Raw genomic sequence first — 26,088 nt, 5'->3', positions numbered from 1 at the left:
GGGGTTATCCTTATTCGGCGGCGTCGAGCCGCGTATCCAACGCCGGAAGGCGAACTTCAAACACAGCGCCACCGGTGTCGCCGTTTCGGGCGGTCAGCCGCCCACCCAGATCCGACACGATCCCGGACGAGATGGCGAGGCCAAGCCCCACGCCTTCGCCCGGCTTCTTGGTGGTGTAGAACGGCTCGAACAATTGCTCTGGCGCCTCGATCCCGGTGCCGCTGTCGCGCACGGCGATCACGACCTCCTCGCCCGCGGTGATCAGGATGTCGAGCTCCGGGTCGCGGGTGCCTTTCATCGCATCCAGCGCGTTGCGCACGAGGTTGATGATCACCTGTTCCAGCCGCAGACGGTCGGCCATGACCGGCACGGGCGTCTCCGGCATCAATTGGTTCAGGCGGACCTTTTCCTGGCGCAACTGCGGCTCCATCAGGGTCAGGGCGGCGCCCACCGCCTGGCGCACGTCCACCTCTTCGAAGGCTTCGCCGCCCTTTCGGGCATAGGATTTCAACTGCCGGGTGATCGCGCCCATCCGGTCGATCAGATCGTCGATCCGCTGAAACGAGGAGAGCGCCTCGTCCGGACGACGCCGTTGCAACAGCAGACGCGCGCCCGCCAGATAGGTCTTCATCGCGGCCAGAGGCTGGTTCAACTCATGACTGACCGCCGCCGACATCTCGCCCAAGGCGGCCAGTTTGGAGCTTTGCGCCAGGCTCTGCTCGGTTTCCTTCAACTCTTCCTGAACGCGCTTCCGCTCTGTGATCTCGCGGCTCAGGCGGTCGTTCAGGCGGCGTAGCTGGACCGATTCCCGTTGAAACAACAATGACCTGAGGGTGGATCGCTGGTTCAGGATATAGAACCCCGCAGCCAGGAACAGCGCGAACCCCATGATGATCAAGGCCAGGACGCCGTTGACCCGTTCGCGCACGCTTTCATAGCTGGTGAAGCTGACCAGACGCCACCCACGGAACGGCACCCGCGCCTCTAGCTGCATCAGGGCGGAGCCTGTGAAATAGCCGTCCTCGACGTCGGGCCCGAATGCCCCGGTCGAGGCCAGCGCGCGCTGCAGCGCCGTTGGAACCGACATCGTTTCCAGCGCTTCATCCAGAGGTTTCCCGCGCCAGCGCGGCTCGGTCGACAGGATCACGGTGCCTGCGGCGTCTGTCACGGCAACGGCCGCGGTGGTGCCCCGCCAGCGGCTTTCGAACTGGGCCAGATCGACCTGCACCTGCAGCACGCCCAGCGGACGCTGCCCATCGCGCACCTGCCGCGAAAAGCTGGCCACGTAGGCCCCCCGCGCATCGGGGGCGAGGGTAAAGACGGTGTCGGTGGTATCCACAGCCTCGGTAAAAAAGGGCGTTTCGCTGTAGGACGTGCCCAATTGTTCGCGATCGGTGGCGGCGACGGTGCGCCCGTCCATGTCCAGCAGCCGGATGGACGCGGCCCCGATCTCGTCCACATAGGAAATCAACCGCTGCGAAGAAGCCGAGAAATTCCGCGCGGTCAGCGCCGAAATCAGCGTCTGGTCCCGCGCAAGCAGCAGGGGCACGACCGAATTACGCTGCAATTCCGATAGGATAGCGCCGGAGTAAAGCTGTTGGCGCAGCTCGGCGCGCATGCGCGTTGTCTCGACGAAACGTTCGGTCAGGAAACTGTTGGCGACATAGACGACAGCCGTCGCGACGATGACCGTCACCACGACGATGACGCGCGCCATCATCGGCAGACGCGGCAAAACCCGGTCGGCCGCAGACGTGGGCCTCACGTCGCCGTTCTCGCTGGACTTTCGCCGCCACCACATGAGGCAGATCTATCGCGCGACCCCGCCCCGCTCAAGCCGGGCTGCACCGCTCGGCGGAGGCGCGCCACGCGCCGCTTCAGGCCGCCACCAGCGCCTGGGCCAACCCGGTGAACAACGCGGCCCCGTCGGTGTTGCCGTGGGCTGGTTCCGCGGCCCGTTCAGGGTGCGGCATCATGCCAAGCACGCGCTTGTTTTCGCTCAGGATTCCGGCAATCCCATCCATCGCGCCATTGGGCGTATCCACATACCGGAACGCCACGCGACCGTCCCCGTTCAGACGCTTGAGCGTCTCGGGCGAGGCGTTGTAGTTGCCTTCGTGGTGGGCGATCGGAATATCGATCACCTGCCCCTTGTCGTAGGCAGAGGTAAAGGCGCTGTCGGTTTCCTCTACCCGCAAGCCGACGGTGCGGCAGATGTATTTCAGCCCGGCATTGCGCAAGAGCGCCCCCGGAAGCATCCCCGCCTCGGTCAGGATCTGGAACCCGTTGCAGGGCGCGAAAACATAGCCGCCCCGATCTGCATGCGCCTTGAGCGCCGCCGCAACAGGAGAGCGGGCGGCGATGGCACCGCAACGCAGGTAGTCGCCATAGCTGAAGCCGCCGGGCACACCCACCAGGTCGGTGCCCTCCGGCAGGGCCGTTTCCTTGTGCCAGACCATCTCGGTCTGGAAACCAGCTGCCCGGAAGGCGACGGCAAGGTCCCGGTCGCAGTTCGAACCGGGGAAGACGAGGACGGCGGCTTTCATGGGCTTTTCACATTTTGGGGTCGGTTGCGCAGGCGTTTTTCACATTTTGTGGCAAGTTGCCAGACGCTCGTCCCCAATGGGGCGCGGACCCTTCCGAACCCGCCCCCCGGTTCGGAGGACCGCAGCAAGACCGCGCGTCAGCCGGCAAAATCGGTCACGATCGCAACCCCCGGCGGCGTCGGGCCATTGAAGGCCGCCAATTCGGCGGACACGTCCGACAGCCCCACTTCGCGCGCGATCATCGGAGACATGTCGACCCGCCCGGACGTGATCAACGACAGCAGGGACGGATAGCGCCAGGACGGCATGCCCCGCGTCCCGAAAAGCGCGAGGTTGCCCTGGTAGGCTGCGGACATGTTGATCTCCATCCGGGCGGTGTGGCCGACCGGCATCCCGACCTGCACGTGCCGCCCCAAGGGGCGCAGACATTCAAGCGACGCGTTGACCGTGGCGGGGATGCCCAGCGCCTCGACCGAAACATGGGCCCCGCCGCCCGTGATCTCCCGGATCTGTGCGGCCGTGTCTTCGCCCGCCAGAACCGCCGCGTCGATTCCGAGGCTCAGGGCGTGGTCCAGCTTTTCCTGCACGACGTCCACCACCACGACTTGTGCGCCCAGCGCCCGACCCAACAGCGCCGCCGACAGGCCGATGCCGCCGGTGCCATGAACGGCCAGCCACTCGCCCGCCTGCAAGGCCGCCCGCCCGGTCAGGGCATGCCAGGACGTCGTGACGCGACACCCCAGCCCCGCCGCGACCGTGGGCGACACGCGTTCGGGCAGGCGCGCGAGATTGAAATCCCGCGGAACGGCCACGTATTCGGCAAAGGCGCCTGGCTCGATGAACCCTGGCAGACGTTGATCAAGGCAGGTATTCGACGCGCCCGAGCGGCATTGCGGGCAGGCCCCGCAGCTGAGAATGAATGGCGCGACCAGCCTGTCACCCACCGCATACTGCGCCTCCGGGCCCGCGGCGACGACCTCTCCGCAGTATTCGTGGCCACCGATCTGGCCCGGCTTGACGCGCGGGTGTTCCCCTACCCAGCCGTGCCAGTCCGACCGGCAGACGCCACAGGCGATGACCTTCAGAACGACACCATCGGACGGGCACGACGGATCGGGCACATCTTCGATGGACAGGGGGGCGTTGTACTCTCTTAGAACGGCTGCGCGCATGGGACCTCCTCCGGGATGGCCGAAGGGTCGGGGGCGGCGGGGCGGTTGTAAAGCCCCGACAGCCGTCAGGGCGCGCGCGCCGCCTCTGGCTTGGTCGCGCTGGCCGTGGCCTTTGCGCAGAGTTTGTAGGGGATCGTCAGATCGGTCCCGAAGGCATGTGCACCGCCCAGGCCCACGCCGTACATCGGCGTCCTGAGCCGTACGCGCAGCTTGCCCACGCAATCATCCGAACCGGGTTCAACGGCGATACCCGCAATACGCTGCGCCGGGATCAGTTGCCCCGAAGGTTCCGACCAGAGCCCCCGCGCCGTGACGCGCGTGGACCTTGGCAGACGGGTGATCCGTTCGACGTAAAGCCACGCCAAGGGCGTCATGAGCAGGCCAATCCGGTCGATCGGCTGCAACGCGGAAATATGAAAATAAAGCGTAGTCGCGATGTAGCCTGCGAAAAAGACACGCAAGGCCCAGCGCGCGAGCGTCGCGCCACAGGGGCAGTTCGGCAAAACCCGGTCGGCGTTGTGGGCGTAGAATGTCTCGTAGCGCATTGGCCTGTTCCCCAATTCGGTCCAACAAGACCTGACGCAGGGAAAAGGCGGAACTTTGACGAGAGTTTGCGGAAAAACGGTATAAAAGGTTAACGCGCCCCGCCCGGCCCCGTTACATGTCGATGCGATAGCTTTCGATCACCGTGTTGGCCAACAGCTTTTCGCACATCTCGCGCACCTGATCTTCGGTCGTGCCATCGGCGACGTCCAGTTCGATCAGCTTGCCCTGGCGGACGCCCGAGACACCGTCGAAGCCCAACGCGCCAAGCGCATGGCGCACTGCTTCCCCCTGAGGGTCGAGCACACCGTCCTTGAGCATAACCGTCACCTGGACCTTCATGGTGCCCGTCCTTCCTTGTTTCACAAATATGCAAAGGCTGCGCCCGCCACCGGGCGCAGCGGATCAGTTGATCAGGGTCGGCCGCGTCACCGGGCCGGAGTTGGTGGGCATCACGCCCAGACGGCGCGCCACCTCGGTATAGGCATCCGTCAGAGAGCCCAGGTCGCGGCGGAACACATCCTTGTCCAGCTTCTGCCCGGTCTCGATGTCCCACAGGCGACACGAATCGGGGCTGATCTCATCGGCGAGGATCAGGCGTTGGAAATCGCCGTCCCAGACGCGACCGATCTCGATCTTGAAATCGACCAGCTTGATGCCGACCGCCATCATGCAACCGGACATGAAATCGTTGACCCGCAGCGCCAGCGCCACGATGTCGTCCAGGTCCTGCTGGCTGGCCCAGCCGAAGGCGATGATGTGTTCTTCGGCGACGAGCGGATCGCCCAGCTTGTCGTCCTTGTAGCAGAACTCGATGATCGGGCGCGGCAGGGGCGTTCCCTCTTCGATGCCCAGACGTTTGGACATGGATCCGGCGGCGACGTTGCGCACGATCACTTCCAGCGGCACGATCTCGCAGGCGCGGATCAGCTGTTCGCGCATGTTCAGGCGCTTGATGAAGTGGGTGGGCACGCCGACGTTGGCCAGACCGGTCATGAAGAATTCGGACAGGCGGTTGTTCAGCACGCCCTTGCCGTCGATCACGTCCTTTTTCTGGGCGTTGAAGGCGGTGGCGTCGTCCTTGAAATACTGGACGAGGGTGCCCGGCTCTGGGCCTTCGTACAGAATCTTGGCCTTGCCTTCGTAGACCTTCTTGCGTCTGGCCATGATCGTCCCCGGGTGCTGTGATTGAGGCCGCACATAAGGCCAATGTCGAGACACCGCAAGCAATCCGCTTGAAGCCCGGCGGATCGGCCCGCATATCTGTCCCCGTCAATGATCCAGCCCGAGGAGGGACCGATGTCCAACAGCTTCAGCGACCGCGAAAAGAGCTTCGAGAACAAGTTCGCCCATGACGCCGAACTTCAGTTCAAGGTCGAAGCACGGCGCAACCGCCTGCTGGGGGAATGGGCCGGGACCCTGCTGGGCAAATCTGGCGATGACCTGAAGGCCTATGCCGTCGCCGTCGTGAAGTCGGATTTCGAAGAGGCCGGCGACGAGGATGTGTTCCGCAAGGTATCAACCGACCTGGAGGGCAAGGCCGACGAAGCCACGATCCGCGCCAAGATGTCCGCGCTGAAGACCGAGGCCAAGCAGCAGGTCATGACCGAGCTCGACTGACACGGTTTCCACCGCACCGAAGGCCGAGGGCCGCTTCGGTGCGGTTGCTGGCGCCGCGCCCCTGGGGTGCGGTGTCGCTGCCCTGCAAGACACCGGCGGTGCCAGGCTGTGCCGGGCGGAACATGCGCACGGCTCATGATCTGCATGCCGAATATGAATTTGCACTCAGTGGCCGGCTTCGCCATACGCCCGGGACCTCGCCCCGGAGAAGTATGATGCCCGACGCCCTGACCGCCCTACTGAAAGACCGCGACTGGCTGCTGGCCGATGGGGCCACCGGAACGATCCTGTTCAACATGGGACTGACGGCGGGCGATGCGCCCGAGTTCTGGAACGAGACCGATGTCGACAAGGTGCGCGCGCTGTACCAGGGTTCGGTGGATGCCGGATCGGACCTGTTCCTGACCAACACCTTCGGCGGCAACGCGGCGCGGCTGAAACTGCACGACGCGGGCCACCGCGCCGGTGACCTGTCGCGTATGGGGGCCGAAATCGGGCGCGAGATCGCCGACAAGGCCGGTCGCCCCGTCATCGTCGCAGGGTCCATGGGCCCAACCGGAGAGATCATGGCCCCGATGGGTCCGCTGACCCACGAAAGCGCCGTCGAGATCTTTCACCAGCAAGCCGAAGGCCTGAAGGCAGGTGGGGCTGACGTTCTTTGGGTCGAAACGATTTCCGCCCCCGAAGAGTTGAAGGCCGCCGCCGAGGCCGCCGCCCTGGCAGACATGCCCTGGTGTGTAACCATGAGCTTTGACACCGCGGGCCGCACCATGATGGGCACCACGTCCGAGGCAATGACCCGCCTGGTCAGCAAGCTGCCGAACCCGCCGGTGGCCTATGGCGCGAACTGTGGCGTGGGCGCATCCGACCTGATCCGCACGGTCATGGGCTTTGGCCCCGGCCTGCCGGTGATCGCCAAGGGCAATGCGGGCATCCCCAAGTATCACGATGGCCACATCCACTATGACGGCACGCCGGAATTGATGGCGGAATATGCCGTCATGGCGCGCAACGCCGGGGCCACGATCATCGGCGGCTGCTGCGGCACAACGCCTGATCACCTGCGCGCCATGCGGGCGGCGCTGGAGACGACGGCTCGGGGCCCTGCCCCGGATCTGGCTGTTGTCGCGGATACGCTGGGCGGCTTCTCTTCCGACAGTGATGGCACGGACGGGCGCGGCCCGACGCGCGACCGGTCGAAATCGCGCCGCCGTTCTCGGGCCTGACCGGATGCGCCACGCGGGTCTGCTGTTGCTGTGCGGATTGGTCTTTGCCGCGTTGCTGCCCTATGCGGGCGGTGGATCCGCGCCTTTGGACAGTCTGGCGATTACACAGCCCTGGGTTGGTGGCCTGCTGATCCTGATCGGCCTGTTGGCGTTTTCGATGCGGATTTATTGGCGAGTCGGTGCCGTGGTTGCGGGCGCGGTGGCGCTTTTGCCCGTGACGGCCGTGCTGTCGCGGGATGCGGTGGTGTTCCAGGCCGACCTGAAGCTGTTGCAGCACAACATCCTGCACCGCAATGACGGCACCAATCTGGTTTCCCGACTGGGCGACTACGACGTGGTGACCGTGCAGGAGGTGGAGCAAGCCTGGCTGGCGCTGAACACCCTGCCGGCCCCGTGGACGTTGGTGGATTGCCCCGACGCACCGGGGATCGGCACGGCGGTGTTGTCGCGCCATCCGGTCATCGACCGGGGCTGCGCGCTGGAAGATACGGCCTGGGCCCGGATCGCGGCCCCCTCGGGCGAGGTAACGGTGATGTCCGTGCATCTGGGATGGCCCTGGCCGCGCGGCGGGGATGCGCAGGCGCAGCAGGTCGCCTGGTTGGCACAGGCCGTTGAGCAGTTGAACGAACCGGTCGTCATCGCGGGCGATTTCAACCAGATGCCCTGGTCGGCGGCCGTGCGAAAACTGGCGCGGGCGGCGGATGGCCTAGTGGCGCCGGGCTGGCGGTCCTCGTTCTGGCTGGGGCCTGTGCCGCTGCCCATCGACCACGTCATCGCGCCGTCCGACTGGCTGGTCGACGCCGACCTCGCGGGCCGCCACGGCAGCGACCACGAGGCCGTGCGCGCCCTGATCCAGCGGAGCGACTCGTGACCCTAAAGCAGCGACAGCTGATCGCCCGCGCGCGGTGGCAACCGGAACAGATCGTCCCGCAGGGGCGGCAGGTGCCGGGCCAATCCCAGACTGTCGCAGGCGCGACGAAAGCGGCGTTGCAGCAGGCTGGCATGAACCCCCTGCCCCCGCATCCGCGTACCGAACCCGGACCGGTACAGGTCTCCGCCATGAAACTCCCGCAGGCGGCGCAGAACCTTTTCGGCGCGCAGGGGCGCGTGTTCGTGCAGCCATTCCTCGAACAGGGGCGCAACCTCCAGCGGCAGGCGCAGGGGGATCATGCTGGCGGCCCGCGCGCCTGCGTCGCGGGCCGCGGTCAGCACGGCCTCGACCTCGTGATCGGTCAGACCGGGAATGATCGGCGAGACCATGACGCGCACCACGACACCGGCCCGCGCCAGGCGTTCGATCGCGGCCAGACGGCGCGCGGGGCTGGGCACGCGCGGTTCCAGGCGGCGCGCCAGATCGGCGTCCAGCGTGGTGACGGACAGGCCGACGCGGCACAGCTCCGGTCCCATGTCTTGCAGGATGTCGATGTCACGCTCGACCAGGGTTCCCTTGGTGGTGATGCCGACGGGGTGGCGGTGATCGCGCAGAACCTCCAGCAGCCCACGCATGATGCGGCGGTCGCGTTCGATCGGCTGGTAGGGATCAGTATTGGTGCCCAGCGCCAGCATCGCGGGGGCGTAGCCCCGTTGCCGCAGCGCGCGCGCCAAGGCATCGGGCGCGGTCGGGCGGGCGATCAGCCGGGTCTCGAAATCGAGCCCCGGCGACAGGCCGAGATAGGCATGGCTGGGCCGCGCAAAGCAATAGATGCAGCCGTGCTCGCACCCGCGGTACGGGTTGACCGACCGGTCAAAGCCCAGATCGGGCGAGCTGTTGTAGCTGATGACGCGGGTGATCGGCTCGTCGCGCACCTCGGTACGGGGGCGGTCGGCGACGGGCACCTCGCGCAGGTAGGGATCGAACCGGCTGCCCGCATTCGACAGCGCCCCGCGCGTGGCCGCGCGTTTTGGAGCGATCTCGTCTTCGACGTGCTCAGAGTCCGTCCACATGCCCCGTTCCCCGCCCGATGGCTGAGAACAAAGTTAGAACATTCGCCATTTCACGGCAAGGGGGTCGCGGCGCGACCGCGCCATGTCGCTTTCCGTGTGGTCAGTTCCGTGAACTGGTCACAAATGCCTGTCAAAGATCAGAGGTAACCCATGTCCGACGAAGAAGACGACATCATCCTGTCCGAACTGAACGACGACGATCTCGTCCAACAGATGTTCGACGACCTCTATGATGGCCTCAAGGAGGAAATCGAAGAGGCGGTGAACATCCTGCTGGAACGCGACTGGCAGCCCTACGACATCCTGACCAAGGCCCTGGTCGGCGGCATGACGATCGTCGGCAACGATTTCCGCGACGGGATCCTGTTCGTCCCTGAGGTTCTGCTGGCCGCCAATGCGATGAAGGGCGGCATGGCCATCCTGAAACCGCTGCTGGCGGAAACCGGCGCGCCGCGTGTGGGCAAGATGGTGATCGGCACCGTCAAGGGCGACATCCACGACATCGGAAAGAACCTGGTGTCGATGATGATGGAGGGCGCGGGTTTCGAGGTGGTGGACCTGGGCATCAACAACGCCGTGGACGCCTATCTGGATGCCCTGGTGGCCGAGGATGCGGACATCCTGGGGATGTCGGCCCTGCTGACGACGACGATGCCCTACATGAAGGTCGTGATCGACACGATGATCGAAAAGGGCATGCGCGACGACTATACCGTGCTGGTCGGTGGTGCCCCCCTGAACGAAGAGTTCGGCCGCGCCATCGGGGCCGACGCCTATTGCCGCGATGCCGCCGTCGCGGTGGAGACGGCCAAGACCTTCATGGCGCGCAAGCACAACTCTGCCGCCGCCGGCTAGGACACGGCGGCCCGGTCGGGTGACCGCCTGTATATCGGCGGCGGTTTCGCGACCCTGCCGGGGGATTGGACCTTTCCGATTGCCCCGGCCCGGTCCATGGTCCGACCAGACGCCCCTCCTCCGAAGGAAGCCCCATGACCCCGGTTCTACACGTGTCCCCCAACAGCATCGGCCTGGCCGTGCACGCAGCCCTGGAAGAGGCGGGCGCGACCTATGAGGTGGTCTGGCTCGACCTGTCCAAGGGACAGCAGACCAGCGCCGATTATCTGGTCCTGAACCCCAAGGGTCGCGTCCCGGCCCTGGTGACCAAGGACGGCATCCTGACCGAAGCGCTGGCCTTGCTGGACTGGGTCGCCCAGACCCATCCAGAGGCCGGGCTGATGCCGACCGATCCCTGGCAGGCCGCCAAGGTGCGCGAGATGATGGCCTATCTGGCCAGCACCGTTCATATCGCCCATGCGCACAAGTTGCGCGGTCACCGCTGGGCCGACGATCCCGCCACCCACGACGCCATGCGCGCCAAGGTGGCCGAGAACATGGCCGCCAGCGCGGCCTACATGCAGGACCGGTTGCACGGCGATTGGGTCGGGCCGACCTTTTCGGTCGCGGATGTCTACCTCTGGACGATGATGCGCTGGATGGAGGGCGATGGCGTGCCTTTGGCCAACTATCCTGCGCTTGACGCCCACAGCGCGCGCGTCGCCGCGCGTCCGGCGGTGGCGCGGATCGCGGCGCTTCACGGCTGACCCTTGGATTGCGGCCGCCAGTCTGCGCCCCCATATCGGTCCTGACGCAAAGGAGACGCCCATGCCGCTCGACAAATTTGTCCTGATCCTTGTGATCGTCCTTGCGGCTGCGGGGGCGACCGTCTGGCTGGCGGTGGCCGTCGGTGCCGCCGTTTCGATCCCGATGGGCTGGTTGATCCTGCTGCCCATCGCGGCGCTTGCCGTGATCGCCTGGCGGGTGATTTCCGAGCGGCTCGCCAACCGCGAAGACGACCATTACGACCGGATGGAGTGACCCCATGACCGACATCATCATCACCACGACCGACGGCGTTCCAGGGCGAGAGATCGTGGCGACCCTGGGCCTGGTCAAAGGCTCCACCGTGCGGGCCAAGCATGTGGGGTCGGACATCGTGGCGTCCTTGCGCAACCTGGTTGGCGGCGAGATCAAGGAATACGCGGCCCTGCTGACCGGATCGCGGGAACAAGCGCTTGACCGGATGCTGTCGGAGGCGCGGCTTCTGGGGGCGGATGCGGTGATCGGCATGCGGCTGGAAACCTCGACCATCACCCAGGCCGCGTCCGAAGTGGTCGCCTACGGCACCGCTGTGCGGCTGAAGTGACCGGCTGGCCCCGACCGATCCCTGCCCTTGCGCAGGCGCCGGGCCCCGCGATCCGACAGGCAGGCGGGGGACGCGGGCGGTCTGGGGTCGGCCCGGGTCCGGCCCCCTGCCCACAGGCAAGCGCCCGGCGATGATCCCTGACGACACGACGCTGACCCAGGACGGGCTGACCGCGAAAGGCACGGGCCGCGTTCTGGTCGTCGCCTGCGGTGCCCTTGCACGAGAGGTTCTGGCCATTCGCGATATGAACGGCATGGATCATCTGGATCTGCATTGCCTGCCCGCCATTCTTCACAATCACCCTGATCGGATCGCCCCCGCCGTCGAGGCCGCTTTGGACGAACGCGCGGGTGCCTACGCCCGCGCCTTTGTCGCCTATGCCGATTGCGGCACCGGTGGCGCGCTGTCAGAGGTGTGCGCGCGGCTGGGCGTGGAGATGATCGCCGGGCCGCATTGCTATGCCTTTTTCGACGGTCTCGACCGGTTTGCCGCCCGCGACGAGATCGACGCCTTTTACCTGACCGATTTCCTCGCCCGGCAGTTCGACGCCTTTGTGGTCCGGCCTCTGGGCCTGGACCGACACCCGGAGCTGCGGGATATGTACTTTGGCAATTACAGGAAACTTGTCTATCTTGCACAGACCGATGACCCGGACCTGACCGCGCGGGCCGAGGCGGCCGCAACTGCGCTGGGCCTCTCATTTGAACGGCGGGCCACGGGATATGGCGAACTTCTGCCCGAAATACAGCGCCTTTGAGGGGCCTCCCTTGACTCAGCGCGGCAATGCGCTTTTGTCTAGCTCCAGCCGAGGGAGAGATCGAAAATGCGTTTCGCCATTGCGATTGCCCTGTTCTTGCTGCCCAGCTTTGCACAAGCCATGGACGACCTGCACCCCCTGCGGGTCGATGAGGCGCGCGCAGTGGTCGGCACCGATGTCCTGACCGCCGATGCGGTCCGACTGGGCCGGTTGGTCGCCGTCAACGAGATGTCCGATGGCCTGTTTTCCTGTGTTGTCATGCTGGACCGGGCATTGCGGGTGCAAACCTCGGCCCTGATGGTGGCGGGTCTGTCGCGGGCAAGCGACGGATCGTTGCGCCTGGCGGACGATGCTGCGACCTTGGCCGCGCGGATGAACCTGCCGCTGGACACGTCTCTGGTGCCCGTCACCCGCTAGACCCCCCCGTTGACCTGCCGTAAGAGGGGCCCGCAACCCACGCGAGGCCCTTCCCCATGGCATCCACGCCCCATTCCGATCCCGCCATCACCCCCGACCTGATTGCGGCCCATGGCCTGTCGGCTGACGAATACGACCGCATCCTGGAAATCATGGGCCGCGAACCGACGTTCACCGAACTCGGCATCTTTTCGGCGATGTGGAACGAACACTGTTCTTACAAGTCGTCGAAAAAGTGGCTGCGCACCCTGCCGGTCGATGGGCCTCAGGTGATCTGCGGCCCCGGTGAAAACGCGGGCGTGGTGGATATCGGCGATGGCCAGGCCGTCGTCTTCAAGATGGAAAGCCACAACCACCCCTCGTATATCGAGCCCTATCAGGGGGCCGCGACCGGCGTGGGCGGCATCCTGCGCGATGTGTTCACCATGGGCGCCCGGCCCGTGGCCGCGATGAACGCATTGTCGTTCGGCGAACCCGCGCACCCCAAGACGCGACAGTTGGTGCACGGCGTGGTCGAAGGTGTCGGCGGCTACGGCAATTGCTTTGGCGTGCCGACCGTAGGTGGCGAGGTCCGCTTTGACGCCAGCTACAACGGCAACTGTCTGGTGAATGCCTTTGCCGCAGGCCTGGCCGATGCCGATGCGATCTTTTACTCGGCGGCGTCGGGCGTCGGGCGTCCCGTGGTCTATCTGGGTGCCAAGACGGGCCGCGACGGCGTCGGCGGGGCCACCATGGCCAGCGCGGAATTCGACGACACCATCGAGGAGAAGCGCCCGACCGTGCAGGTCGGCGATCCCTTCACCGAAAAGCGCCTGATGGAAGCCACGTTGGAGCTGATGGCGACCGGCGCGGTCGTGTCGATCCAGGACATGGGGGCCGCGGGCCTGACCTGTTCGGCCGTTGAGATGGGCGACAAGGGCGGCCTTGGCATCCGGCTTGACCTGGACCGTGTGCCGGTCCGCGAAGTCGCCATGACCGCCTATGAGATGATGCTGTCCGAAAGCCAGGAACGTATGCTGATGGTGCTGGACAGCGCCAAGGAAGACGTGGCCCGCGCCGTGTTCGAGAAATGGGACCTGGATTTCGCCATCGTGGGCGAAACCATTGCCGAGGACCGTTTTGTGATCGTCCACGGCGGCGAGGTGCGCGCCGATCTGCCGCTGTCGACGCTGGCCTCTTCCGCCCCGGAATACGACCGCCCCTGGGTCGAAACGCCGCCTGCCGCCCCGCTGGGCGACGTCCCCGCAATCGACGCGATGGCGGGGCTTCGGTCCCTGATCGGCAGCGCCAACTATTGCGCCCGCGATTGGGTGGTGGAGCAGTATGACACGCAGGTCATGGGCGACTCGGTCGTCTTGCCGGGCCTCGACGGCGGTGTCATCCGCGTCCACGGGACCCCAAAGGCGCTGGCCTTCACCTCTGACGTGACCCCGCGCTACGTCAAGGCGAACCCGCTGCAAGGGGGGCGCCAGGCCGTGGCAGAGGCCTATCGCAACCTGATCGCCAAGGGCGCACGCCCGTTGGCGACGACCGACAACCTGAACTTTGGCAACCCCGAAAAGCCCGAGATCATGGGCCAGTTCGTCAAGGCGTTGGAAGGCATTGGCGAAGCCTGCACCGCGTTGGATATGCCGATCGTATCGGGCAACGTCTCGCTTTATAACGAAACCGATGGCACCGGGATCGACCCGACACCGACCATCGGCGCGGTGGGTCTGATCGAGGATCTGGACGATCGGATCGCGGGTGCCATTCAACCCGGCATGATCGCCCTGCTGCTGGGCGGCGAAGGCACGCATCTGGGACAATCGGCCCTGTTGGCCGAGCATCTGGGATGGCGGTCCGGCGATGCCCCCGCCGTGGATCTGACCGCCGAGCGGGCCCATGGCGATTTCATCCTGGACAACCGCGCCTGGATCACCGCCTGCACCGACCTCAGCGATGGCGGGCTGGCCCTGGCGGCCTTCTCCTTGGCCGAGGCACAGGGCATGGGCGTCACGCTGGACGTCTCGGGCACCGAGGCGTTGTTCGGAGAGGACCAGGCCCGCTATCTGCTGGCCGTGACCTTCGACTGCGCCGAGGCGCTGATGGTGGCGGCAGGCCAGGCGGGCGTGCCATTGGTCATGGTGGGCCAGTTCGGCGGCGACATGGTCAAGCTGGGCGCGTCCAGCGCGCCCTTGGCCGAGCTGTCGAATATCTATCGTGGCCGCTTCGCCGAGATCTTCGCCTAGCGCCGGGGGCCAGCCCCCGGCCCCCCGGGATATTTGAGAAGCAGAGAAGACGCCCGCGCCTTGGTCTTGCCCTCGGGCGGGGGGGCGCTTAGCTAAATGCGGACCAGACAGGAGACCCGGCAATGGCGATGCAGGCACAGGAAATCGAGGATCTGATCCGCGAGACATTTCCGCAGGCAAAGATCACGATCACCGATCTGGCCGGTGACGGAAACCACTATGCCGCCGAGGTCGAGGACGAGAGTTTTCGCGGCAAGTCCCGCGTGAACCAGCAACGCGCCGTTTACGCCGCGCTCAAGGGCAAGATGGACGGTGCCCATGGTGAACTGCATGCGCTGGCCCTGACGACCCGCGTGCCGGGATGACCTTTCTGACCGCGATCCTGTCGGCGCTGATCCTGGCGATCCTGCTGGGTCGCGCCATCTGGATCCTGCGCAAGGAAGCGGGTCAGGAAGACGGTGGGCGGCCGCGCGGGATCGACCCCGGCACGGGCTATACCGAGATCGAAAGCGACTATTCCTCGGGCGTGGGGGGCGGCAATCAGTTGACCAGCCGCGTGCCGAGGGACCCTCAGGAATATGCGCGTGCCTTCGTGCCGCGCCGTGACAGACAGGAGTGAGACCATGACCGACGCCAAGACGCAGATCGACGAAATGGTGAAGGGCACCGATGTGGTGCTGTTCATGAAGGGCACGAAATCCATGCCGCAGTGCGGATTTTCCGCCAAGGTGGCCGGCGTCCTGAACTACATGGGGGTCGAGTATTCGGACGTGAACGTGCTGGCCGATGATGGCGTGCGCCAGGGCATCAAGGATTACTCCGACTGGCCGACGATCCCCCAGCTTTATGTGAAGGGCGAATTCGTGGGCGGATGCGACATCATCACCGAAATGACCCTGTCGGGCGAATTGGACACGATGCTGGCCGAGAACGGCGTCGGGTTCGACAAGGACGCCGCAGACAAGATCCGCGAAGCCAACGCCTGATCCCCTTTCGGGGCGGTCCCGGCCGCCCCGTCAGAAGCTTGTCTTGACGGTCGTGCCGTTGATGCCTGTCTGAATGGACGTGGTCTGATTGGTGAAGCCGCTGGAAAACAGCCCCACGATCGCCAGCCCCAGTCCGACGACCGCAGCCGTCAGAACCACCCAATCAACCGTGACGGCCCCGGATTCGGACTGTCTGAACCTTGCTACCATTGACGCCATCGCGTGCACCTTCCCCTGTTGGACAGGCCAAGGAATGCACACCGCGGCGGATCATGGGGACGGCTGAAAGCGGGCAGAAATGCGCGCTTTAGCAACAATTCTTGCGGTTCCTGCGCCCGTCAATCCGGGCGGCGGCCATCCGTATGCTTGCGCAGGCGCGAGGCCTGAATCCGCTTTTTGCCCTTGTAGGGGTTCGCATCGCCCTGCCCGCGCATGTGCAGACGGATCGGAGTGCCCGGCATGTCGAAATCTTCGCGCAGGCCGTTCACCAGATAGCGCGTATAGCTGTCGGGGATCGAATCGGGGTGAGAACACATCACGACGAACCCGGGCGGACGGGTCTTTACCTGGGTCATGTAGCGCATCTTGATGCGGCGCCCCTGCGGTGCGGGGGGCGGGTGCTGTTCCAGCATTCCGGTCAGCCAGCGGTTCAGCTGGGCCGTCGGAATGCGGCGGTTCCAGACCTCGTGCGCCTTCAGGATGGCCTCGCGCAGGCGCTCCATCCCGCGGCCGGTCTTGGCGGAAACCGTGACCAGAGGCGCACCGCGCAGCTGCGGCAGCAAACGCTCGAACGCTTCCTTGAGTTCGGCCAGCTTTTCCTGGCGGTTCTCTTCCAGGTCCCACTTGTTGACAGCGACCACCACGGCCCGCCCCTCGCGGGACGCGAGGTCGGCGATGCGCAGGTCCTGCTGTTCAAAGGAACTGTCGGTGTCGAGCAGAACAACCACGACCTCGGCGAATTTCACCGCCCGCAGTCCATCGGAAACCGACAGTTTTTCCAGCTTTTCGGTGATCTTGGCGCGCTTGCGCATGCCGGCCGTGTCGAAAATGCGGGTCGGCGTGCCTTCCCAGTCGAAGGTCAGCGCGATGGAATCGCGGGTGATCCCGGCCTCTGGCCCGGTCAGCAGCCGGTCTTCCTTGATGATCTGGTTGATCAGCGTGGACTTGCCCGCGTTGGGGCGCCCCACGACGGCAATCTTCAGCGGACGCTTGGCCGTCGGGGCCCAGTCGGCCTCCTCCCCCAGGTCGTCCTCGTCGATCTCGACTTCGGCCTCGGCCTCTTCGCTGGGCTCCTCGGCCTTGGCTTCGATCAGGGGGCGCAGCAAGGCGGCCAGGTCGGCCATGCCTTCGCCGTGCTCGGCGGAGATGCCGACCGGCTCGCCCAGACCCAGCGAAAAGGCCTCGAACATGCCGGCCTCGCCCAGGCGGCCCTCGGCCTTGTTGGCGGCGACAAGGACCGGGTGGCCCTTGCGACGCAGGATATCGGCAAAGATCTCATCGGCGGGGGTCACGCCCACCCGCGCGTCGATCACGAAAAGCGCGGCGTCCGCCACGTCGACGGCCCGTTCGGTCAGTCGGCGCATCCGGCCCTGCAGGGAATCGTCGGTCGCCTGTTCCAGACCGGCGGTATCGACCACGGTGAACTTCAGGTCGCCCAGACGTGCGGCCCCCTCGCGCAGGTCGCGGGTCACGCCCGGCTGGTCGTCGACCAACGCCAGGCGTTTGCCAACCAGACGGTTGAACAGGGTGGATTTGCCGACATTGGGTCGGCCAACAATGGCGAGCGTGAACATGGGGCGCGGGTCCCGAAGAAGGGCGAGGTCAGGCGCGGGCCTTAGCGCACCTGACGGCGCAGGGAAAGCCCGACGTCAGATCGGGCCCAGAACGCGGGCATAGCGGTCCACCGCCGCGAGGCCAAAGTCGGTCGGGATCTGCGCCGGGGCCCGGTCGTGAATGGTCAGTCCCGCGCGCGCGGCGAACAGGCGTTTGCCGTAACAGATAAGATGTTCGATCGACTGCATGCAAAAGGTGATGGCGGGAAGGATCGCGGCGTATTCGGCCTCTGCCTCCTGCGTCCGGCCCGCTTGCCAAAGGGTCATGGCCTGCTGCGCCCGGTCGGCGATGTCGGGGGCCAGGATGAACCCGCAGGCCCCCGCGCGCAGACAGTCCAGCAGCTCCAGCCCGCCGCGCCCGTTCAGGATGTCGATACGGTCGCCTGCCGCCTGGGCCAGGCGGGCCAGATCGACGGAGGGTGCCTCGGCCTTGATCACGTCGAAATTCGGATTCCTGTCACGCAAGAGCAGGATGTCGTCCCGGCTGAGACCCCGGCCCAGGTATTGCGGCGCATTTTGAACGGCGACGCGCAGGTCGAAGCCCTCGGCCACGGCCAAAAAGAATTCCAGGTAGGTCGCACCTGGATAGGTGCCGACAGCAGGAGGTTGCAGGATCAGCCAGCGCGCCCCGTGGTCGAGCGCAACGCGCGCCATCTCTCGCTGGGCGGTGACGCTGCCCCCGGTGAGGGTGACAGACAGCGGCAGGTCGCCTGTTTCGGGGGCGACGATCTCGATCAGGTGACGCTGCTCGGCGGGCGACAGTTTCTGCACTTCGGTGGCAAGGCCCAGGACCGTAATCCCCTTGACGCCACTGTCCCGCACGGCCTGCACCTGCGCGCGCATCGCACCCGTGTCCAGCGTGCCATCCCCGGAGAACAGCGCATAGAGAACCGTATGCACGCCATCGACACAGGGGCGTGCGACCGGCATCCCCTAGCGGTACGCGTGCAGATCGCCGTCGCGACCGACGACATAAAGCGCATCACCAAAGGCGATAGGACGAGAGGCGGCACCGCCGGGAACCTCGACCTGTGTCGCCAGGGCCCCCGTCTCGGGGGTAAAGCCGCGCAGCACCCCGTCAGAGGACGCGACCCAAAGCCGCCCACCCGCCAGGACAGGGCCATAATGCGCAAAGACACCGCGCCGCCGCGTCACGCGGCTGTTCTGATAGAACGGCAGGTCGGCGCGCCAGATGACATCGCCCGTTTCCGCGTCGAGCCGCAGCAACTGCGCCCGGTCCGACACCGCAAAAAGCGAGCCGCCCGCGACGACCAGGGGGCTGACGGCCCCTTCGTCGGCGGTCCAGATCCGGCTGCCGGAGGATTGTTCCAGCGCCACCATCCGGCCCGCCGATGTGCCAGCATAGATCACGCCGTCCTGCGCGACCGGATCGCCGGTGATATCCCCGATGAAATTGGACGCGACGCCCCGGCGCTTGCCCGAGACAGAGCTGCCCCAGACACGAATGCCCGATTGCTGCAACGTGGCCAGGATTTCGCCGCTGCCGAACGGGAAGACGGCCAGACGTCCAACGATGGCCGGTGCCGGTGCGGTTGCCATGGCGGCGGCGGCCGGGGCGGCCGGCAGCTCCCACTGGATGCGACCGGTGTCGGCGGCGATCGCCCAGGCGCGATTGTCGCGGCTGACCACGTACACCAGCCCGCCCGCCACCTTGGGCGAGGTGACCGGCGCGTCCAGCCGCTGCACCCACCGCTCCGCCCCCGATGTGGCGTCCAGCGCGTGCAGGCGGCCAAAGCCGGTGGTCACATAAACCGTATCGCCCACAACCGCGACGCCCCCGCCCGAGGCGTCGGTGTCCTTGTCGGCGGGCGGCACCAGGCTGCGCGACCAGGCGGTCCCGCCGCCGGTCGTCGTCGCGGTGATCGTCGCCTTGGCGTCCAGCGTATAGATGCGCGCCCCGTCCGATACCGGGTCTGCTGTGATCCGCTGCCGGCGGCTGTCGCCCGCACCGATACCCGCCGTCCAGCCCCGGACAGGGGCCGTCGACAGCGATGCATGACCGGGGTCATTCGACGCGGTGCCGACACGCATCGGCCAATCGGCCAGACGGCGCGCAGGCGGCAGGGTCAGCGCGACGGCATCCGTGGCGACATCGGGGGCCACCTCTGCCAGGACGGCGGCGGTATTGTCGCCGGGGCGCACCGATAGACGCTGCCCAGGCAAAATTTCCTCTTTTTCGGTGCAGGCTGCGAGGGTCAGAAGACTGACGCCAAGCGCCAAGAGAAGCTGTGATTTCATTGGTCTGGCCTCGTGTCCCTGCCCCGTCGCGTTCCGTGCCCCGCTCACGCGGGGTCCGGCGACGCCCCCAGCGCCACCATCAACTGCAGGGCGCGGCGGCGCAAGCTCTCCGTCACACCGGCCTCTTCGCTCAACACGCGCAGCAGGGTGACGGCGGTGGCGGTATCGCCCGCGCGCACGGCCGTGATCGCCTGTTGTTCGATCGCCAGCGGCCGGTACGGCGCACCGGGGGTGGCCAATTCTTCCAGAAAGGCACCGTCGCGGGCGGCGTCGCCGGTGCCCCCATCCAGCATCACCTTCAACAGGGCCAGGTGCCGGTAGGTGGGCGACAGCCCCTCGGTTTCGGCCAGGGCAAGCAATTCGTCGCGGGCCGCATCCGTGGATCCGCCATCGCCGTTGCGCAGCGCCGTGGCCCGGATCAACCCCAGAATGGCGGCCTGTTCGGGAACCTCGGGCGTCACCGTTTGCAAGGCGGCGCGGCGGGCGTCCATGTCGTCGGCACCCAGCGCCTGCAGCAGGGAATCACCAAAGGCCTGGGCCCGCGTCTCGGCGGTGGACTTCTGCCATTCCGACCAGGCGGCCCCGCCGACAACCACGATCACGACCAGCGCCGCCACCCAGCCCCAGCGACGCAGCGTCGCATACAGACGGTCACGACGGACCTCTTCGGTCACCTCGTCGATGAAACTTTCCGGGTTGGACATCGGCCCCTCCTTGGTGTCGCGGCTGTCCTACCGTCTCGGACGGCGGGGGCCAAGCGGCAATGATACGTCCTGCATTTGCGCAGAACACCCCTGCGTCAATTTCTCTTGCGTGAAGGGGTTGTCGGGCGTAGGGGAACCCCTAAATCTGAACCGAACGGTTTAGCGCGTGCGGCAGCACCCGATACCGCGGTTATTCGACACTCAGAGGATTATCATGCGTTTCTTTCCCCTGCTGACCGCTGTGCTGGTTTCCGTGGCCTTGTTCTATGTCGTGCTTGAGCGGGAGGCGCTGCTGCAGTTTGCCCGCAGCTTCGGCACCGAAGAGACCACCGAGGTCGCGGCCCCGGTGACGGAAGAGGCGGCTGAATTGCCAGTCGCAATTGCCACCACGGAGGCCGCCGAAGCCGGTGAGGCCGTGCATGTCATCGCGCTTCGCTCCGTCGCAAGCGATGTGCCCGACGCGGTTATGGTGCGGGGTCAGTCCGAGGCCGCGCGCGAGGTGACCGTTCAGGCGGAAACCTCGGGCATCGTCATCTCGGAGCCGCTGCGCAAGGGGCAGTTCGTCGAAGCCGGGCAAATGCTGTGTGAACTGGATCCCGGCACGCGCCAAGCCCGCGTTGCCGAAGCCGAAGCAAGATTGGCCGAAGCCCGCGCGCGCCTGCCCGAAGCGCGCGCCCGCATCGCCGAAGCCGCCGCCCGTGGCCCCGAGGCAGAGGCCCGCCTGCGCGAGGCCCGCGCCCGGCTGCCCGAAGTGCAGTCGCGTGTCACCGTCGCCGAAGCCGGCCGCGCCGATACCACCGCGCGCATCGCAGAAGCAGAAGCCCGCCTGGAAGAGGCGCGGATCAACCAGAACGCCGCACAACAGCTGTCCGAAGGCGGCTTCGCCTCGCAGACGCGCGTGGCAAATGCGGACGCCACGCTGCGCACCGCCGAAGCCGGTCTGGTCGCCGCGCAAACGGGTCTTGAGGCCACCGAAGCCGACATCGAAAGCGCCCGCGCCAGCGTCGAGGGTGCCCGCGCCCAGATCGAAAGCGCGCAGGCTAGCGTCGCCGCCGCAGAGGCAGGGGTTGAAAACGCCCGCGCCGGTGTCGCCGGGGCAGAGGCCGCCATCGAAAGCGCCGAGGCCGGCGTCGAAGCCGCCCGACTGGAAATCGACAAGCTGACGATCGAGGCGCCCTTTGCCGGTCTGCTGGAATCGGATACCGCTGAGTTGGGGGCCCTGCTGCAGGCGGGTGCACCGGGATCGGGCGATTGTGCCGTGATCGTGCAGCTGGATCCGATGAAACTGGTCGGGTTCCTGCCCGAAGCGCAGGTGGATCGGATCGAGGTCGGCGCGCAAGCAGGCGCACGCCTTGCCTCTGGCGCAGAGGTCGTGGGTCAGGTGACGTTCCTGTCGCGGTCCGCTGACGATCTGACGCGGACCTTCCGCGTGGAGGTCACGGTGCCCAACGCCGATCTGACGATCCGCGACGGCCAGACCGCCGAAATTCTGATCGGCACCGATCCGACGCGCGCCCACATGATCCCGGCCTCGGCGCTGACGCTCAACGATATGGGCGCGCTGGGCCTGCGGGTGATCGAGGACGGCGTGACCGGCTTTGCACCTGTCACCCTGATCCGCGACACGCCCCAGGGCGTCCTGCTGGGGGGCTTGCCCGACGCGGTCGATGTGATCATCGTCGGACAGGAATACGTCACCGAAGGCGTGCCGGTCCGGGCAACCTATGAGACGCCCGAAAGCCTGCGCGCCAGCCAGGAGGCCACGCAATGATCGGCATCGTCGACTGGGCCGCCGAACGGGCCCGCATGGTCCTGGCCTTTGTGGTCCTGTCGGTTCTGGCCGGCACGATCGCCTATGTCTCGCTGCCCAAAGAGGGCGAGCCGGACATCGACATCCCCGGCATCTTCGTCAACGTCCCCTTCCCCGGCATCAGCGCGTCCGACGCCGAAAAGTTGTTGGTCAAACCGATGGAGACCGAGCTGAAGGAAGTCGACGGGCTGAAATCCATGTCGGCCACCGCCGCCGAGGGATTCGCAGGGATCTTTCTGGAATTCGAGTTCGGCTGGGACAAGGCCGCCACCATCGCCGACGTCCGCGACAAGATGAACAACGCCGAGGCGAACTTCCCCTCGGGGGCGGATCAATATGCCATCGACGAGATCAACTTCTCCGAATTTCCGATCCTGATCGTCTCGCTGTCCGGGCAGGCACCGGAACGCACCCTGCTGCGGCTGGCCAATGAATTGCAGGACACGCTGGAAGGCATGCCCGCAATCCTGGAGGCTGGTCTGGCCGGTCACCGTGACGAAATGCTGGAGGTGCTGATCGATCCCCTCGCGCTGGAGGCGTATAACGTCACCGCGGGCGAGCTGATCAACGTCGTCACCAACAACAACCTGCTGGTGGCCACCGGGTCGGTCGAGACGGCCACCGGGGCCTTTCCGGTCAAGATCCCCGGATCGTTCGAGGACCCGCAGGACGTCTACAACCTGCCGGTCAAGACCAACGGCGACCGCATCATCAGCCTGGGCGACCTGGCCCAGATCAACCTGACGTTCGAGGACCGCGAGGGCACCGCCCGCTACAACGGCGACACCACTGTCGCGCTTCAGGTGGTCAAGCGGAAGGGTTTCAACATCATCGACACCGCCGCCGAGGTCCGCGCGGTCATCGACGCCAGCGTCGCGTCCTGGCCCGAGGAACTGCAACAGGCGGTTCAGGTCGAGGTGACGCTGGACCAGTCGCGCACGGTCAAATCCATGGTCTCGCAGCTGGAAGGCTCGGTCCTGACGGCCATCGCGCTGGTGATGATCGTGGTGCTGGCGGCGCTTGGCACCCGGTCTGCCCTGCTCGTGGGCTTCGCGATTCCGACGTCGTTCCTGCTGGCGTTTGCTCTGATGGGGGCGATGGGGCTGACGATCTCCAACATCGTCATGTTCGGCCTGATCCTGGCCGTGGGCATGCTGGTCGATGGGGCCATCGTGGTGGTCGAATACGCGGACAAGCGCATATCCGAAGGCTCCGGCCCGATGCACGCCTTTACCGAGGCCGCGAAACGGATGTTCTGGCCGGTGGTGTCATCCACGGCGACGACGCTTTGCGCCTTTCTGCCGATGCTGTTCTGGCCGGGCGTGCCGGGCGAATTCATGGGCATGTTGCCCGTGACGCTGATCTTCGTGCTGTCGGCCTCGCTGATCGTGGCGCTTGTCTACCTGCCGGTTCTGGGCGGCGTCTCGGGCCGGGTCAGCCGTATGATCGAGCGTCTGTCGGGCGCCCTGCGCCGCACCCTGCCCTGGGTCGCGCGCCTTGTTCTGACGATCGGGGCCGCCTGGCTGATGGTCGTGGCAATCCTGCAGACATTGAACCCGCAGCTTTTGCTGCCCGAGGCCCCCTTGGGCGTCTGGACCTGGTCGATCCCCGGTGCGCTGGCTTTCGTCTTCTCGGCGATGCTGCTGTCGGCCAGCCTCGGATCCGTCACGTTCCAGCGTCGCCAGAAGGCCGTGAAATTCGGCTATCGGCGCAGCCCCTTTGGCTGGTTCGTCCACATGATTGTCGGCAACCCCCTGGGTCCCATCGTGGCGGTTGGGGTCGTCGGCTTTGCGGTGGTGTCGACCTTCACCTACTTTGGCGCGAACAACAAAGGCGTGGAATTCTTCGTCGTAAGCGAGCTGGAGCAGGCCAACATCTACGTCCGCGCGCGGGGGAACCTGTCGCTGGACGAAAAGGACGCTCTGCTCAAGCGGGCCGAACAGATGGTGCTGGAAACACCGGGCATCCAGTCGGCCTTTGCCTTTGCGGGCGACGGTGGCCTGAATTCCGGCGGCCCCGGTGCTGCGGGTGGTCCGGGCGACACCATCGGCCAGATCCAGATCGAGATGGTCCCCTGGGAAGACCGCCCCACCGTGTCGGAGCCCTGGTTCACCATCGCCGGCTTCACCGTGAACACGCAGGTCGTGGACCCCGCTTTTGACGGTGATGCCATTGCCGACGAACTGCTGGCACGTCTGCGCGCATTGCCGGGCATCAAGGTCGATCTGTCGGCCAATGATCGCGGCCCCGCACAGGGCAAGCCTGTGCACCTGCGCCTGACCGGCGGCGACTACGGCGTGTTGCGCCAGACCACCGCCGATGTGTCCGCCTTTTTCGAAGACACCCCCGGCCTGATCGACATCGAAGACACTCTGCCCCTGCCCGGCATCGACTGGGAGATCAATGTGGACGTCGAAAAGGCGGGGCGCTTTGGGGCGGATGTCGCCACCGTCGGTGCCATGGTGCAGCTGGTCACGCGCGGCATCCTGCTGGACACGATGCGCGTGGATTCCTCGGACGACGAGATCGAGATCCGCGTCCGTCTGCCCGAAGAAGACCGGGTTCTGTCCACCCTCGACAACCTGAAGGTGCGCACCGCCGACGGCCTGGTCCCGCTGGCCAACTTCATCACCCGCAAACCGGTGCCGCAACTGGCCCAGATCGACCGCTACGACGGCGAGCGTTATTTCGACGTCAAGGCGGACGTGGCCCCCGGCCTCGTCAAGCTGGTCGACGACGCGGGCACCGTGCAGGGCATCGTCCCCGCCGCCGACGCCGAGGGCAGCGACCTGACCGTGGTGCCGGTCACCGCCAACGAACGCATCGTCATGCTGACCGAATTGTTCGACGCCGGAGAGGTCCTGCCCGCCTCCGTGTCCTACGAATGGACCGGCGATCAGGAGGAGCAGGCCGAGAGCCAGGCCTTCCTCGGCCAAGCCTTCATCGGGGCACTGGGCCTGATGTTCGTGATCCTGCTGGCGCAGTTCAACTCCATCTACAACTCGATCCTGGTGCTGTTGGCGGTGGTCCTGTCCACGACGGGTGTGCTCATCGGGATGCTGGTGATGGATCAGGCCTTTTCGATCATCATGACCGGCACGGGGATCGTTGCACTGGCGGGGATCGTGGTGAACAACAACATCGTGTTGATCGACACCTATCAGGAATACAGCCGCTACATGCCCCGGATCGAGGCGATCACCCGCACCGCCGAGGATCGGATCCGCCCCGTTCTGCTGACCACGCTGACGACCATGGCGGGCCTGGCACCGATGATGTTCGGCCTGTCGTTCGACTTCATCGGCGGCGGCTATTCGATCGGGTCGCCCACGTCCCTGTGGTGGATCCAGCTGGCGACGGCGGTGGTCTGGGGTCTGGGGGTCGCCACGGTTCTGACGCTGCTGTTCACGCCTGCGATGCTGGCGGCGCGGGTCTGGGCCGTGACCTACGCGATCGGATTGTTCCGCATGATCGGGCGCGTGGGCTTTGGCCGCACCAGCCGGTCGGGCCAGGACTGGGCGCTGCGCCGCGCGGCCAAGCGGGTGAAGGCCCCGACCCTGCTCTGGGCGGAGGAAGATGCCGACCTCCCGGAAGCCGTGCAGATCCCCGGCGAGGCGGTGCCGGCCCGCCCGGTTGCGGTGGTCACGGCGCGGGACGACAGCGACGATGCGGCGCCGCGCGGCGCGACCCCGATCCGCGCGGCGGAATGACAGAAAGCCCCCTTTTCGGGGGCTTTTTGCTGCGCCTTGACGCAGGCGTTCATCGGCTTACTTGAGAATGGTTCGCAGGGGCATTGACTTCCTGCGAATCGTTCTCAATCTATATCCGACACCTGCTC

Annotated in this window: 27 protein-coding genes; 15 read left to right on the top strand and 12 right to left on the bottom strand. The window is 66.2% G+C overall.

Annotated features, from left to right (window positions below; translation table 11 throughout):
* Positions 1 to 10 precede the first annotated feature (10 nt).
* The 6 genes from K3551_RS10490 to purC all read right to left on the bottom strand — a co-directional run bounded on the left by K3551_RS10490 (position 11) and on the right by purC (position 5,428).
* Positions 11 to 1,720 (bottom strand): ATP-binding protein, encoded by a 1,710-nt coding sequence (locus K3551_RS10490; protein ID WP_259919558.1) that lies wholly within the window; start codon positions 1,718 to 1,720, stop codon positions 11 to 13.
* Positions 1,721 to 1,877: 157 nt separating this feature from the next.
* Positions 1,878 to 2,546, bottom strand: coding sequence for a phosphoribosylformylglycinamidine synthase subunit PurQ (purQ, locus tag K3551_RS10485; RefSeq protein ID WP_259913041.1), 669 nt, complete (start codon positions 2,544 to 2,546; stop codon positions 1,878 to 1,880).
* A gap of 137 nt (positions 2,547 to 2,683) precedes the next feature.
* Positions 2,684 to 3,718 (bottom strand): zinc-binding dehydrogenase, encoded by a 1,035-nt coding sequence (locus tag K3551_RS10480; protein WP_259913039.1) that lies wholly within the window; start codon positions 3,716 to 3,718, stop codon positions 2,684 to 2,686.
* Between the two features lie 65 nt (positions 3,719 to 3,783).
* Entirely contained in the window at positions 3,784 to 4,263 is a 480-nt protein-coding gene (locus tag K3551_RS10475) for a hypothetical protein (protein ID WP_259913037.1), read from the bottom strand.
* A gap of 112 nt (positions 4,264 to 4,375) precedes the next feature.
* Positions 4,376 to 4,603: a phosphoribosylformylglycinamidine synthase subunit PurS gene (gene purS, locus K3551_RS10470; protein WP_259913036.1), complete on the bottom strand. Its 228-nt coding sequence runs from the start codon at positions 4,601 to 4,603 to the stop codon at positions 4,376 to 4,378.
* Positions 4,604 to 4,666: 63 nt separating this feature from the next.
* Positions 4,667 to 5,428, bottom strand: coding sequence for a phosphoribosylaminoimidazolesuccinocarboxamide synthase (purC, locus tag K3551_RS10465; RefSeq protein WP_259913035.1), 762 nt, complete (start codon positions 5,426 to 5,428; stop codon positions 4,667 to 4,669).
* 132 nt (positions 5,429 to 5,560) lie between these two features.
* On the opposite strand from purC, the gene K3551_RS10460 reads away from it, so the two are divergent.
* From K3551_RS10460 to K3551_RS10450, 3 genes are all read left to right on the top strand, one after another.
* On the top strand, positions 5,561 to 5,881 hold the full coding sequence (locus K3551_RS10460) for a DUF1476 domain-containing protein (RefSeq protein ID WP_259913034.1): 321 nt from the start codon (positions 5,561 to 5,563) through the stop codon (positions 5,879 to 5,881).
* Positions 5,882 to 6,096: 215 nt separating this feature from the next.
* Positions 6,097 to 7,107, top strand: a complete 1,011-nt coding sequence (gene bmt, locus K3551_RS10455) for a betaine--homocysteine S-methyltransferase (RefSeq protein WP_259913033.1) — start codon at positions 6,097 to 6,099, stop codon at positions 7,105 to 7,107.
* 4 nt (positions 7,108 to 7,111) lie between these two features.
* Positions 7,112 to 7,978: an endonuclease/exonuclease/phosphatase family protein gene (locus tag K3551_RS10450; protein WP_259913031.1), complete on the top strand. Its 867-nt coding sequence runs from the start codon at positions 7,112 to 7,114 to the stop codon at positions 7,976 to 7,978.
* A gap of 2 nt (positions 7,979 to 7,980) precedes the next feature.
* On the opposite strand, the gene K3551_RS10445 is transcribed toward K3551_RS10450, so the two are convergent.
* Positions 7,981 to 9,051 carry a PA0069 family radical SAM protein gene (locus K3551_RS10445; RefSeq protein WP_259913030.1) on the bottom strand — a complete coding sequence of 357 codons (1,071 nt, stop codon included), beginning with the start codon at positions 9,049 to 9,051 and terminating at the stop codon, positions 7,981 to 7,983.
* Between the two features lie 150 nt (positions 9,052 to 9,201).
* On the opposite strand from K3551_RS10445, the gene K3551_RS10440 reads away from it, so the two are divergent.
* The 10 genes from K3551_RS10440 (at position 9,202) to grxD (ending at position 15,645) form a co-directional block, all read left to right on the top strand.
* The gene (locus K3551_RS10440; protein ID WP_259913029.1) at positions 9,202 to 9,906 is read left to right on the top strand and encodes a B12-binding domain-containing protein; all 705 of its coding nucleotides are present in this window, start codon (positions 9,202 to 9,204) and stop codon (positions 9,904 to 9,906) included.
* 134 nt (positions 9,907 to 10,040) lie between these two features.
* Positions 10,041 to 10,652, top strand: coding sequence for a glutathione S-transferase family protein (locus K3551_RS10435; protein WP_259913028.1), 612 nt, complete (start codon positions 10,041 to 10,043; stop codon positions 10,650 to 10,652).
* A gap of 61 nt (positions 10,653 to 10,713) precedes the next feature.
* Positions 10,714 to 10,926, top strand: coding sequence for a hypothetical protein (locus K3551_RS10430; protein ID WP_259913026.1), 213 nt, complete (start codon positions 10,714 to 10,716; stop codon positions 10,924 to 10,926).
* Positions 10,927 to 10,930: 4 nt separating this feature from the next.
* Positions 10,931 to 11,254, top strand: a complete 324-nt coding sequence (locus tag K3551_RS10425; protein WP_259913024.1) for a YbjQ family protein — start codon at positions 10,931 to 10,933, stop codon at positions 11,252 to 11,254.
* A 130-nt stretch (positions 11,255 to 11,384) separates the two neighbouring features.
* Positions 11,385 to 12,011: a DUF1638 domain-containing protein gene (locus K3551_RS10420; protein ID WP_259913022.1), complete on the top strand. Its 627-nt coding sequence runs from the start codon at positions 11,385 to 11,387 to the stop codon at positions 12,009 to 12,011.
* Positions 12,012 to 12,077: 66 nt separating this feature from the next.
* Positions 12,078 to 12,428 (top strand): hypothetical protein, encoded by a 351-nt coding sequence (locus tag K3551_RS10415; RefSeq protein WP_259913020.1) that lies wholly within the window; start codon positions 12,078 to 12,080, stop codon positions 12,426 to 12,428.
* A gap of 56 nt (positions 12,429 to 12,484) precedes the next feature.
* Complete coding sequence (purL, locus tag K3551_RS10410) at positions 12,485 to 14,659, top strand: phosphoribosylformylglycinamidine synthase subunit PurL (RefSeq protein WP_259913018.1); 2,175 nt, start codon at positions 12,485 to 12,487, stop codon at positions 14,657 to 14,659.
* A gap of 122 nt (positions 14,660 to 14,781) precedes the next feature.
* Positions 14,782 to 15,024 carry a BolA family transcriptional regulator gene (locus K3551_RS10405; RefSeq protein ID WP_259913016.1) on the top strand — a complete coding sequence of 81 codons (243 nt, stop codon included), beginning with the start codon at positions 14,782 to 14,784 and terminating at the stop codon, positions 15,022 to 15,024.
* Positions 15,021 to 15,278 carry a hypothetical protein gene (locus tag K3551_RS10400; protein ID WP_259913015.1) on the top strand — a complete coding sequence of 86 codons (258 nt, stop codon included), beginning with the start codon at positions 15,021 to 15,023 and terminating at the stop codon, positions 15,276 to 15,278. Before K3551_RS10405 ends, K3551_RS10400 begins: the two co-directional genes overlap by 4 nt.
* A gap of 4 nt (positions 15,279 to 15,282) precedes the next feature.
* Complete coding sequence (gene grxD, locus K3551_RS10395) at positions 15,283 to 15,645, top strand: Grx4 family monothiol glutaredoxin (protein ID WP_259913013.1); 363 nt, start codon at positions 15,283 to 15,285, stop codon at positions 15,643 to 15,645.
* A gap of 30 nt (positions 15,646 to 15,675) precedes the next feature.
* Here the strand turns inward: grxD and K3551_RS10390 are convergent, their stop codons facing one another.
* The 5 genes from K3551_RS10390 to K3551_RS10370 form a co-directional block, all read right to left on the bottom strand.
* Positions 15,676 to 15,855, bottom strand: a complete 180-nt coding sequence (locus tag K3551_RS10390; RefSeq protein ID WP_259913012.1) for a Flp family type IVb pilin — start codon at positions 15,853 to 15,855, stop codon at positions 15,676 to 15,678.
* A 128-nt stretch (positions 15,856 to 15,983) separates the two neighbouring features.
* Positions 15,984 to 17,438 carry a ribosome biogenesis GTPase Der gene (der, locus tag K3551_RS10385; protein WP_259913011.1) on the bottom strand — a complete coding sequence of 485 codons (1,455 nt, stop codon included), beginning with the start codon at positions 17,436 to 17,438 and terminating at the stop codon, positions 15,984 to 15,986.
* Positions 17,439 to 17,513: 75 nt separating this feature from the next.
* The gene (locus K3551_RS10380) at positions 17,514 to 18,407 is read right to left on the bottom strand and encodes a dihydrodipicolinate synthase family protein (protein WP_259913008.1); all 894 of its coding nucleotides are present in this window, start codon (positions 18,405 to 18,407) and stop codon (positions 17,514 to 17,516) included.
* 3 nt (positions 18,408 to 18,410) lie between these two features.
* Positions 18,411 to 19,736, bottom strand: coding sequence for a PQQ-like beta-propeller repeat protein (locus K3551_RS10375; protein WP_259913006.1), 1,326 nt, complete (start codon positions 19,734 to 19,736; stop codon positions 18,411 to 18,413).
* Positions 19,737 to 19,780: 44 nt separating this feature from the next.
* Entirely contained in the window at positions 19,781 to 20,440 is a 660-nt protein-coding gene (locus K3551_RS10370; protein ID WP_259913004.1) for a hypothetical protein, read from the bottom strand.
* A 214-nt stretch (positions 20,441 to 20,654) separates the two neighbouring features.
* Here K3551_RS10370 and K3551_RS10365 point away from each other — a divergent pair, with 214 nt between their 5' ends.
* Positions 20,655 to 22,211 (top strand): efflux RND transporter periplasmic adaptor subunit, encoded by a 1,557-nt coding sequence (locus K3551_RS10365; protein WP_259913002.1) that lies wholly within the window; start codon positions 20,655 to 20,657, stop codon positions 22,209 to 22,211.
* The gene (locus K3551_RS10360) at positions 22,208 to 25,960 is read left to right on the top strand and encodes an efflux RND transporter permease subunit (protein ID WP_259913001.1); all 3,753 of its coding nucleotides are present in this window, start codon (positions 22,208 to 22,210) and stop codon (positions 25,958 to 25,960) included. Before K3551_RS10365 ends, K3551_RS10360 begins: the two co-directional genes overlap by 4 nt.
* The last annotated feature ends 128 nt before the right edge of the window (positions 25,961 to 26,088 follow it).

The organism is Jannaschia sp. M317 (genome assembly GCF_025141175.1).
Classification (GTDB): Bacteria; Pseudomonadota; Alphaproteobacteria; order Rhodobacterales; family Rhodobacteraceae; genus Jannaschia.
Note: the sequence above shows the minus strand (reverse complement) of the source record. Positions and strands in the feature narration are given on the sequence as shown.

What these genes read in the sequence shown, in the direction of transcription:
- K3551_RS10440 (WP_259913029.1), top strand. Translation starts at nt 9,202, where the DNA reads ATGTCCGACGAAGAAGACGACATCATCCTGTCCGAACTGAACGACGAC.
- purS (WP_259913036.1), bottom strand. Translation starts at nt 4,603, where the DNA reads ATGAAGGTCCAGGTGACGGTTATGCTCAAGGACGGTGTGCTCGACCCT.
- K3551_RS10480 (WP_259913039.1), bottom strand. Translation starts at nt 3,718, where the DNA reads ATGCGCGCAGCCGTTCTAAGAGAGTACAACGCCCCCCTGTCCATCGAA.
- purQ (WP_259913041.1), bottom strand. Translation starts at nt 2,546, where the DNA reads ATGAAAGCCGCCGTCCTCGTCTTCCCCGGTTCGAACTGCGACCGGGAC.
- purL (WP_259913018.1), top strand. Translation starts at nt 12,485, where the DNA reads ATGGCATCCACGCCCCATTCCGATCCCGCCATCACCCCCGACCTGATT.
- K3551_RS10445 (WP_259913030.1), bottom strand. Translation starts at nt 9,051, where the DNA reads ATGTGGACGGACTCTGAGCACGTCGAAGACGAGATCGCTCCAAAACGC.
- K3551_RS10420 (WP_259913022.1), top strand. Translation starts at nt 11,385, where the DNA reads ATGATCCCTGACGACACGACGCTGACCCAGGACGGGCTGACCGCGAAA.
- K3551_RS10425 (WP_259913024.1), top strand. Translation starts at nt 10,931, where the DNA reads ATGACCGACATCATCATCACCACGACCGACGGCGTTCCAGGGCGAGAG.
- grxD (WP_259913013.1), top strand. Translation starts at nt 15,283, where the DNA reads ATGACCGACGCCAAGACGCAGATCGACGAAATGGTGAAGGGCACCGAT.
- K3551_RS10405 (WP_259913016.1), top strand. Translation starts at nt 14,782, where the DNA reads ATGGCGATGCAGGCACAGGAAATCGAGGATCTGATCCGCGAGACATTT.
- K3551_RS10460 (WP_259913034.1), top strand. Translation starts at nt 5,561, where the DNA reads ATGTCCAACAGCTTCAGCGACCGCGAAAAGAGCTTCGAGAACAAGTTC.
- K3551_RS10400 (WP_259913015.1), top strand. Translation starts at nt 15,021, where the DNA reads ATGACCTTTCTGACCGCGATCCTGTCGGCGCTGATCCTGGCGATCCTG.
- K3551_RS10490 (WP_259919558.1), bottom strand. Translation starts at nt 1,720, where the DNA reads ATGATGGCGCGCGTCATCGTCGTGGTGACGGTCATCGTCGCGACGGCT.
- K3551_RS10365 (WP_259913002.1), top strand. Translation starts at nt 20,655, where the DNA reads ATGCGTTTCTTTCCCCTGCTGACCGCTGTGCTGGTTTCCGTGGCCTTG.
- K3551_RS10415 (WP_259913020.1), top strand. Translation starts at nt 12,078, where the DNA reads ATGCGTTTCGCCATTGCGATTGCCCTGTTCTTGCTGCCCAGCTTTGCA.
- K3551_RS10375 (WP_259913006.1), bottom strand. Translation starts at nt 19,736, where the DNA reads ATGAAATCACAGCTTCTCTTGGCGCTTGGCGTCAGTCTTCTGACCCTC.
- K3551_RS10430 (WP_259913026.1), top strand. Translation starts at nt 10,714, where the DNA reads ATGCCGCTCGACAAATTTGTCCTGATCCTTGTGATCGTCCTTGCGGCT.
- K3551_RS10390 (WP_259913012.1), bottom strand. Translation starts at nt 15,855, where the DNA reads ATGGTAGCAAGGTTCAGACAGTCCGAATCCGGGGCCGTCACGGTTGAT.
- K3551_RS10475 (WP_259913037.1), bottom strand. Translation starts at nt 4,263, where the DNA reads ATGCGCTACGAGACATTCTACGCCCACAACGCCGACCGGGTTTTGCCG.
- K3551_RS10380 (WP_259913008.1), bottom strand. Translation starts at nt 18,407, where the DNA reads ATGCCGGTCGCACGCCCCTGTGTCGATGGCGTGCATACGGTTCTCTAT.
- purC (WP_259913035.1), bottom strand. Translation starts at nt 5,428, where the DNA reads ATGGCCAGACGCAAGAAGGTCTACGAAGGCAAGGCCAAGATTCTGTAC.
- der (WP_259913011.1), bottom strand. Translation starts at nt 17,438, where the DNA reads ATGTTCACGCTCGCCATTGTTGGCCGACCCAATGTCGGCAAATCCACC.
- K3551_RS10450 (WP_259913031.1), top strand. Translation starts at nt 7,112, where the DNA reads ATGCGCCACGCGGGTCTGCTGTTGCTGTGCGGATTGGTCTTTGCCGCG.
- bmt (WP_259913033.1), top strand. Translation starts at nt 6,097, where the DNA reads ATGCCCGACGCCCTGACCGCCCTACTGAAAGACCGCGACTGGCTGCTG.
- K3551_RS10370 (WP_259913004.1), bottom strand. Translation starts at nt 20,440, where the DNA reads ATGTCCAACCCGGAAAGTTTCATCGACGAGGTGACCGAAGAGGTCCGT.
- K3551_RS10360 (WP_259913001.1), top strand. Translation starts at nt 22,208, where the DNA reads ATGATCGGCATCGTCGACTGGGCCGCCGAACGGGCCCGCATGGTCCTG.
- K3551_RS10435 (WP_259913028.1), top strand. Translation starts at nt 10,041, where the DNA reads ATGACCCCGGTTCTACACGTGTCCCCCAACAGCATCGGCCTGGCCGTG.